The sequence below is a fragment of the Domibacillus sp. A3M-37 genome (genome assembly GCF_024213455.1).
GTDB classification, from domain to species: Bacteria; Bacillota; Bacilli; order Bacillales; family Domibacillaceae; genus Domibacillus; species Domibacillus tundrae.
Genome location: NZ_JANAVL010000045.1, coordinates 1 through 7,826, shown reverse-complemented (window position 1 = coordinate 7,826; position 7,826 = coordinate 1). Strand labels below are relative to the sequence as shown.

Genomic DNA, 7,826 nt, shown 5'->3' with positions numbered 1-7,826 from the left:
GCTCGACTTGCATGTATTAGGCACGCCGCCAGCGTTCGTCCTGAGCCAGGATCAAACTCTCCAAAAAGTGTTTGACTTGCTCATTTGTTTCTATTCAGATGACGAGCATCTGTAATAGAAGTTTCTTGCTTAAAACGTTGACGTTTTTATTGATTTTGTTCAGTTTTCAAAGATCAATTTCATTCAGCGCCGTTAAAGGCAACTAAATGATCATATCATGTAGTGATTCAAAAGTCAATAACTTTCATTGAAATTATTATCCCAATAAATCATTGATGCAGAATCAAATTCATTTTTCCCATGCCATCTTTATTAATGGCAGACGATTAATATAACATAATCAGAAACGAAAAGTCAATACTGATTTAAAAATAATTATATTAAAATAATTAATACCTATATTTGAATTTCATTATTTTTTTGCCGTTGTTTTAACGACGGATTAATAATATAACTCATCTTTATTTATATAGCAATACCTTTTTAATAATGGATTTATTTACTAAATTTGTGTTCTCCATTAAATCCATCCCTATCGGATGATTGAGTGTACGAATAAAACGTGAACATCTTGGAACACTATAACGCAGCCATTAATAAGAGCGGTTGTCCTTCAGGACAACCGCTCTTATTATTTTGTTTCTTCTATACATTGTACAGTGGTTCTCACTATGCAAGTAACAACATCGATCCCCAGCCTCAAACATTGAACCGTATCTATAAATGAGTGGACTTATGAAGGTTGAGTGCAACCTGTGTTTTAAGAAATCAAGGTTCGCATATAGGTACAAACCTATCCAAAAACCTGCTTGAAAGAAGACACCTAGGTTGAACAAACCTTCTTCAGCCGTGTGCTATTGGCCCGTTGCTTAGCCGCCATGGCAGCCCGCCGGTTTAGATAAAGGCTGAATCAGTCGCTCAAAACGCTTCCCGAATGACAAGCTCCGAAAGGCTTTTGCCGTGAGGAAGGATTCAGGAATTCAGGGCAACAACTACCATTGAATATAACGATCCAACAATGCAATATATAAATACAAGCTGCATTGTACGTCACGATATAAAGTTTTAACCTTTAAGCTATAACAGCGAGTTTTAAATTGAATCCGGAATATTCGTTTTCTGACCAATGAGGACAGGCAGGAAGGCTTCTGCGAACAACCGCTTTGAGGAGTGGTTGTTTAAAAATTTCTTCTATTCAACGGCAAAGGCGGCTTACATGCTATGAATGATTATTCAGACCGGCACCCTTTTGGTGCCGGTCTTTTTGCATTTTTAACATCATGCTTGCTTAGTGTGGATTTTGAGTAAAGTTTGGTAATTTATAATAAAGATTGATCAAAAACCCTGATGATGTACATGATTTTTTCTTATGGCTCCGTTAAAGAATGTGATTGATGTTCTTAATTAAATTCCCCTGTAAGAACGGGGTTCCTTACATAATCCGTGGTGCAGTGCTTGCGCTGTATGGATGGCTAACGGGCAGGTTTGTTCAATAACAATTAATCATTTGACACATTCTCTTACAGCATTTTTTACCCAAAATAATAGCTCTACTAAAAAAGTACTCGTTTAACGAGTGCTTAATTGCTCCAAATAAGAAATATCTAATCATGCAGTTTAATTAACAAACGAGTGGATTTTATGCTTCCAACCAGTTTTGTGACCATTTTTCTATATCTCTCATTAGAGGTTCTAATCCTAACCCCTTTTCAGTCAGCGAGTATTCAATTCGAACTGGGGTTTCCGGATAGACATCGCGTTTTACGATTCCTTCGCTTTCCAAATCCTTTAACCTCTCTGTAAGCACTTTGCCGCTAACACCTACTGCTGATTTAATGCTGCAAAAACGCTGCGGACCAGACAGCAGCTGGTAAATAATCATGCCCGTCCATCTATGGCTCAGTAAACCCATGGCTTTTTCAAATCGTGGACAAATCAATTTATCCATTTTGATCACTCCTTGTCTCTATTATAACCAGATTAAAAATAATTAAATTACTTTTAATCAAAAACTTACTTGACGTAATGAAATTACATAAATATAATAAGTTACATAAAGTAATCAAATAACAAAAATCACTTTAAACTGCAGTTTCTTTTTATTAGGAACAAAATATTTTTTTTAGGAGTGTAAAGATAAGATGGGGAGAAATAGTGAAATTGGTGCATTGATTCTGAGAATATTTTTGGGCATTACATTCTTTGTACATGGATTAGCAAAATTTCAAGGAGGAATTGAAAATACGGCTGGATTTTTTGAAAGCCTAGGTCTTCCAGGCTTCACCGCATACCTCGTCGCAATCATTGAATTAATTGGCGGTCTTGCAATGATATTAGGAGCAGGAACAAGAGTAATTGCTATTTTATTTGCTGTTATTTTGGCTGTTGCAATAGTAAAAGTAAAACTGGCTGCTGGATTTCTTGGAAACGGACAAATGGCTGGTTATGAATTTGATTTGGCCCTAGTGGTCATCGCGATCTATCTTGCTATAGCTAAAAAATCTTTATTCGCTGTAGATAACGTTCTTTTTCGTTCAAGAGAAGTTTAATTAAGAGAAACAGGAGGCAGCTACATATGAATTTTCATCAAGAACCTAATACATTTGTTGGGCAGGTCAATCTAAAAGTACAAAATTTGGATCGGGCAGTATCATTTTACCGGGAAGTTATCGGGTTCAAGGTATTGGAACAGACGAATAACAAAGTCGATTTAACCGCGGATGGGAAAACTGCTTTATTATCCATTGAACAGCCAGACAGCGTGGTGCCAAAACAGCCGCAGACAACCGGCCTGTATCACTTTGCTCTTCTTTTACCGAAACGCTCGGATTTGGCAAAAATCGTACAGCATTTTACAGAAATCGGTTTACGTGTCGGTTCATCAGATCATTTAGTAAGTGAAGCTCTTTATTTATCAGACCCCGATGGAAATGGAATTGAAATCTATGTAGACCGTGATCCATCCCAGTGGAGCTGGCAGAATAATGAAGTAGCCATGGCGGTTGATCCATTGGATTTTGTTGATCTTCTTTCCATCGGCAAACAACAGTCATGGAAAGGCCTACCTGCAGGTACTGTTATGGGGCATATTCATTTGCATGTATCAGAATTAAGAAAGACAGAAGAATTTTACACCAAGGGGCTTGGCTTTGAAGTGGTGAACCGATATGGGAATCAGGCACTTTTCATTTCCACTGGTAAATACCATCACCATATTGGCTTAAATACATGGAATGGCGTGGGTGCGCCTACTCCCCCTGTAAACGGTGTGGGGCTTGAATCATTTACATTAATTCTGCCAAATGAGGCATCAAGAAGTGCTATTGTCGCTAACTTGAAAAGTATAGGTGCGGACATTATCGAGGAAAACGGTTCCTTTGTAACGGTAGATCCTTCAGGAAATCACATTCAGCTATTGGTTTAACAGCATAGCACTCACCTGGTTTTACAGCTTAACAACTGAAGGAATTTTAATTCTGCTAAGCGAGGAAACCAGAAAATTATACCTTAAATTTTAAACAAGGGGAAAACCAGCGATGAAAGAAGAAGAGGGAAAAGATTCAGGAATTGAAATTGGTCTTTATACACTTGGAGATATAGGTCCAGAACCACATACAGGAAAAACAATTAGTACCCATCAAAGAATTAAAGAGATAATCGAGGCAGCAAAACTAGCTGATGAAGCTGGACTGGACGTCTTTGGTATAGGCGAACATCACCGATTAGACTATGCCACTTCTGCTCCTCCTATTGTTTTAGCTGCTATAGCCCAAATAACCAAACAAATAAAATTGACAAGTGCGACCACAGTGTTAAGCACTGTTGACCCTGTTCGTCTGTTCGAAGACTTTGCTACATTGGATTTGCTTTCAAATGGGCGTACAGAAATAATTGCAGGGCGTGGTGCGTTTGTAGAATCCTTCCCTCTTTTCGGTTATGACACAAACGACTATGACGCCTTGTTTTCGGAAAATATCGAGTTATTTTTAACGCTTAATGAAAACGAGAGAGTTACATGGGATGGTCACTTTCGCCCGTCATTAAGGAATGCTGAGATTGCACCCCGGCCTATACAGAAGAAGTTACCTATATGGGTTGGCGTTGGAGGAACACCAGAAAGTGCAGCACGTGCTGGCAGATTAGGTGTTGGGATGGCTTTAGCTATCCTCGGCGGAGATCCTGTGCGGTTTAAACCACTGGTGGACTTATATCGTAAATCTGGCAATGAGGTTGGACATACTATGGAAGATCTCAAGGTCGGTGTGACTGGTCATGGGTATTTTTCAAAGACAACCCAACAAGCTCAGAACGAGTTCTATCCCTATTATTCAAATTATTGGTCATACGTTAATCGTCAGCGAGGGATGGGGTTTAGGATGTCAAAAGCAGATTTCGAACAAATGACTAGTCCAGATACTGCCTTATTCGTAGGCAGCCCGCAACAAATAGTCGAGAAAATCCTTCGTCAGCATGAGCTTTTTGGGCATCAACGTTTCATGGCACAGATAGATATAGGTGGTTTACCGTTTAAGAATGTAGCCGAGGGCATTGAGTTGTTGGCGACGGAGATTGCTCCGATTGTTAGGAAAGAAACAAGTAAGTGATTTGCAAAAAATTTTAGGTGGTGTGAAAAATGAGTTGGTTAGACAAACTATTCGGGAAAACGACAAAGGAGGAAGAAACAATGGCAACTGAAAAGTTAAATATCGGAATCATTTTAGGCAGCACACGTCAAGGACGTGTAAGCCCACAAGTAGGAGATTGGGTAAAAGAAATTGCTGACAAACGTGGAGACGCCAATTATGAAATTGTAGACATTGCTGATTACAATCTTCCGTTTTTAGGAACAACCGATGGATCAGAACCAGGAATTGCAGCATGGAATGAAAAACTTGCTAATTTGGATGGATTTGTGTTCATCGTTCAAGAATACAATCACAGCATTACAGGGGTATTAAAAAATGCACTTGATTTTGCTCGTGAAGCATGGAATAACAAGGCAGCAGGCATCGTAAGCTATGGTTCAACCGGTGGAGCTCGTGCAGCTGAACATTTGCGTGGAATCATGGGTGAATTAATGATTGCTGATGTTCGTGTACATCCTACACTGTCCTTATTTACAGATTTTGAAAACGGGACTGTGTTCAAACCAGCTGAATTACATCTTGATAATGTTAATGCAATGCTTGACCAGGTTAACGCTTGGAGTGGCGTATTAAAAACCTTGAGATAAAAGTCATAATAGATAATTAAACTGTAATCCGAGTATCAGACACTAAACATAAAGTGTTTGATATTCGATTTTTTGATTCTAACGAAATAAGATCAATTTCCAGAATGCTCTCTACAATAAATAGTTTAAGAGGATAAATCATCTTTGTTAAATATTGATTAGCTCTGTACCATATGAGTTTTCGATTGCACAAAGCCGTTCACCCTGTAAATTTTTCTTAAACACATATGTCAACCTTCTATCCATTGAATATTCCGAATCCGTTTTATCGGCCCCAATTAGCGTTTGCGAAATAACTAACGCAGTATCTCCAGCTTCTAAAATAATCATTCCGCCCCCCATTCCTGATTATACTTTTAGGACAAGAAAATAATAGTACTTAATTTTTTTTCGATTTTAACAGCTGAAAGGAATAAAGTTCGCATCGTCCTATTTTCAAAGAATAAATCTCCATTCACCCTAAATGATTTTGAACGTGTTACCAACGGATACTTTCGCTTTAGTTCAATAAAAAAAGCCGCTTGGGTTGGAAGCAGGATATTTAAGGAACCCACCCATTACTTTAAGTACAATACTCCACAGTTTTTTCTTGTAATTAAACAAAAACTCTATCCCTTTCAAGGCAGACGAATCAAACCTTGATAATGCGTGCTTCTTGCTGTTTGCAAGATGTAATACATTGCTGATATCAGATGTTTATCTGCGTTTTGCTTGATGATATTTAATTTCGTCCCATCATCAGCACCACAAGACTACATTCGCTTAAATGGGATGTTATTCCACTGCTTCTTTTAGATGTCTATATAAGTACAACTTAATCTTTCAACAAAGCTAACGACCCAATTCGCTGAAGCACCTTCTCCGGGCAGGTGTCCAGATAGTCCACAAATGAACGAACGGATGCCCGGATGTCTTCTTGAGTGGCGTGGAACCGATTAGTGATCACGCTTCCTTTTAACCAGCCCCAAATACGCTCGACGGCATTTAGCTGGGGAGAATACAGCGGCAGGAAAAGCAGCGTGAGACGGTGTTCATTCTCTTCTAAAAAGGGGTTCAACAGCTTGGCGTGATGAATCCGGTCATTGTCCAGGATCATGACGAGATGCCGTTCTTTATACACCTCCAGAACACGGAGAAACACCAGAAATGTCTGCGCGCTGCATTGTTCTTTCTCCATACAGAAAAACTCGCCATTTTGAACGTTGACACAGCCAAACAAGCTGACAGACGCATGGTGGCCGTACGTGGGGACTTGTTTTTGTTTTCCTTTGGGACTCCAGGTGGAGCGCAAGGCCTGGTAATCACGGATATGGCTTTCGTCTTCATATAAGAAGACTAGCTTGTCTGTCGCGTTTTTTTTATCATGTCCAGCTCTTTTTGAAAGGCGGCCTGCTTCCTGGGATCGGCCTTAATGTATACGTCGGGCGGGTGTAGCTGAATCCCCAGCGTTTCAGCATCTTCCCAATGCCCATTCGGGTCATCGTGATGGCGTATTTTTCTTCTAAGACATGCTTCAAAATACGCGTATCCCAGCTCGATTTACAGCCGAAGCCTTCTTCAGCCGGTGTACTGTGCTCGATCATCTGTCTGACTTCTGCTTCTTGTTCTGGCGACAAAAGAGGCGGTTTTCCCGGTGAAGACCCCCGGTGAAGCAGTGCGTCCATCCCGCCCCGATTGAAATTCCTGACATAAGCTGAAATCGTATCCCGGTGGACATTCAGCAGCTTGGAGGCTTCACACGCATAATAGCCCTCCATTATGAGCCGGATTACAGCTACACGCTTGGCCATAGAAGCCTTTTTGACCGTTTTCTCATAGGCCTTCAGCTGTTCCAGTGTCCATCCGTGATTATCGGTAATCGTCAATCCTTTTTCCATGTTTCTCGCTCCTTTGCCTGTTCTTTTAAGAGCAGTATGGACAAAGAAGCAGGTGGCTTAAACGTGCTGAGGGATTAAGTTTGATTTATATAGGGACATGCCTATTATCTGATACAAAAACAAACATGCTAAATATACTGGGAATTGGCAGGGAGTAACAGATTGGGAATAAATAGAACAAAAGTTCGAAAAGTGAAAATGTTAAAGTAGCAGCCATTTTAAATTTATTGATAATAAAGGGAAATTCTTTAAAAACCGGGATAAATGTAAATTTTCCGTTATTTTTTTCTTTCTTTCATTCACCCTAGTAACACAAACTATACAAGCGAATACGAAAAATCATACGATATAGGGCAAGGTTAATTTTAGCCCTGCGATTTTGAGAAAGAGAGGGGGGATTTTTCATGGGTTTTAGATTTGAAAACCGGGAAGACATTTCTGACGTTTGGTTTAATCCAGACTACAGTAATGCCGATCACGATGAGGATCGCGAACACAACCAGAACGATCGGGATGATGTGAGTGACCGCAGAGACGATCGCGATGAGGATCGCGAACACCGCCAGGACGACCGGGATGATGTGAGAGATCGCAGAGACAATCGCGATAAGGATAAGAAAAGACCTTGGTTCTTTACCCTTTGAATTACCCCCAGTTACTCTCTACGTTCGTTGAACATGGGGGATTCCTAAGTAAAGAAACCTATCGGTTTCTAA

The 7,826-nt window shown here is 40.0% G+C and carries 9 protein-coding genes and 1 rRNA gene; 5 read left to right on the top strand and 5 right to left on the bottom strand.

All coding sequences use genetic code 11. The features are described 5' to 3' along the window. Window positions 1-67: ribosomal RNA gene (locus NLX67_RS22130) — 16S ribosomal RNA — on the bottom strand; the annotation flags it as partial. 1,572 nt (window positions 68-1,639) lie between these two features. Continuing rightward, window positions 1,640-1,948: a winged helix-turn-helix transcriptional regulator gene (locus NLX67_RS22125; RefSeq protein WP_254313563.1), complete on the bottom strand. Its 309-nt coding sequence runs from the start codon at window positions 1,946-1,948 to the stop codon at window positions 1,640-1,642. 193 nt (window positions 1,949-2,141) lie between these two features. Between NLX67_RS22125 and NLX67_RS22120 the strand changes: the two genes are divergently transcribed. From NLX67_RS22120 to NLX67_RS22105, 4 genes are all read left to right on the top strand, one after another. Next, entirely contained in the window at window positions 2,142-2,549 is a 408-nt protein-coding gene (locus NLX67_RS22120; protein WP_254313562.1) for a DoxX family protein, read from the top strand. 26 nt (window positions 2,550-2,575) lie between these two features. After that, a complete protein-coding gene (locus NLX67_RS22115) occupies window positions 2,576-3,424 on the top strand; it encodes a VOC family protein (RefSeq protein ID WP_254313561.1) in 849 nt (282 codons plus the stop codon). 112 nt (window positions 3,425-3,536) lie between these two features. Further along, window positions 3,537-4,604 carry an LLM class flavin-dependent oxidoreductase gene (locus tag NLX67_RS22110; protein ID WP_254313560.1) on the top strand — a complete coding sequence of 356 codons (1,068 nt, stop codon included), beginning with the start codon at window positions 3,537-3,539 and terminating at the stop codon, window positions 4,602-4,604. A 29-nt stretch (window positions 4,605-4,633) separates the two neighbouring features. Further along, on the top strand, window positions 4,634-5,233 hold the full coding sequence (locus NLX67_RS22105) for an NADPH-dependent FMN reductase (RefSeq protein WP_254313559.1): 600 nt from the start codon (window positions 4,634-4,636) through the stop codon (window positions 5,231-5,233). Window positions 5,234-5,380: 147 nt separating this feature from the next. Here the strand turns inward: NLX67_RS22105 and NLX67_RS22100 are convergent, their stop codons facing one another. The 3 genes from NLX67_RS22100 to NLX67_RS22090 form a co-directional block, all read right to left on the bottom strand. Next, the gene (locus tag NLX67_RS22100) at window positions 5,381-5,563 is read right to left on the bottom strand and encodes a Cif family virulence factor (RefSeq protein WP_375143446.1); all 183 of its coding nucleotides are present in this window, start codon (window positions 5,561-5,563) and stop codon (window positions 5,381-5,383) included. A gap of 484 nt (window positions 5,564-6,047) precedes the next feature. Beyond that, window positions 6,048-6,542 (bottom strand): IS630 family transposase, encoded by a 495-nt coding sequence (locus tag NLX67_RS22095; protein ID WP_254313564.1) that lies wholly within the window; start codon window positions 6,540-6,542, stop codon window positions 6,048-6,050. Window positions 6,543-6,594: 52 nt separating this feature from the next. After that, window positions 6,595-7,110, bottom strand: coding sequence for a helix-turn-helix domain-containing protein (locus tag NLX67_RS22090; RefSeq protein WP_254313558.1), 516 nt, complete (start codon window positions 7,108-7,110; stop codon window positions 6,595-6,597). A 404-nt stretch (window positions 7,111-7,514) separates the two neighbouring features. Between NLX67_RS22090 and NLX67_RS22085 the strand changes: the two genes are divergently transcribed. Then, the gene (locus NLX67_RS22085) at window positions 7,515-7,754 is read left to right on the top strand and encodes a hypothetical protein (RefSeq protein WP_254313557.1); all 240 of its coding nucleotides are present in this window, start codon (window positions 7,515-7,517) and stop codon (window positions 7,752-7,754) included. Window positions 7,755-7,826: the final 72 nt, after the last annotated feature.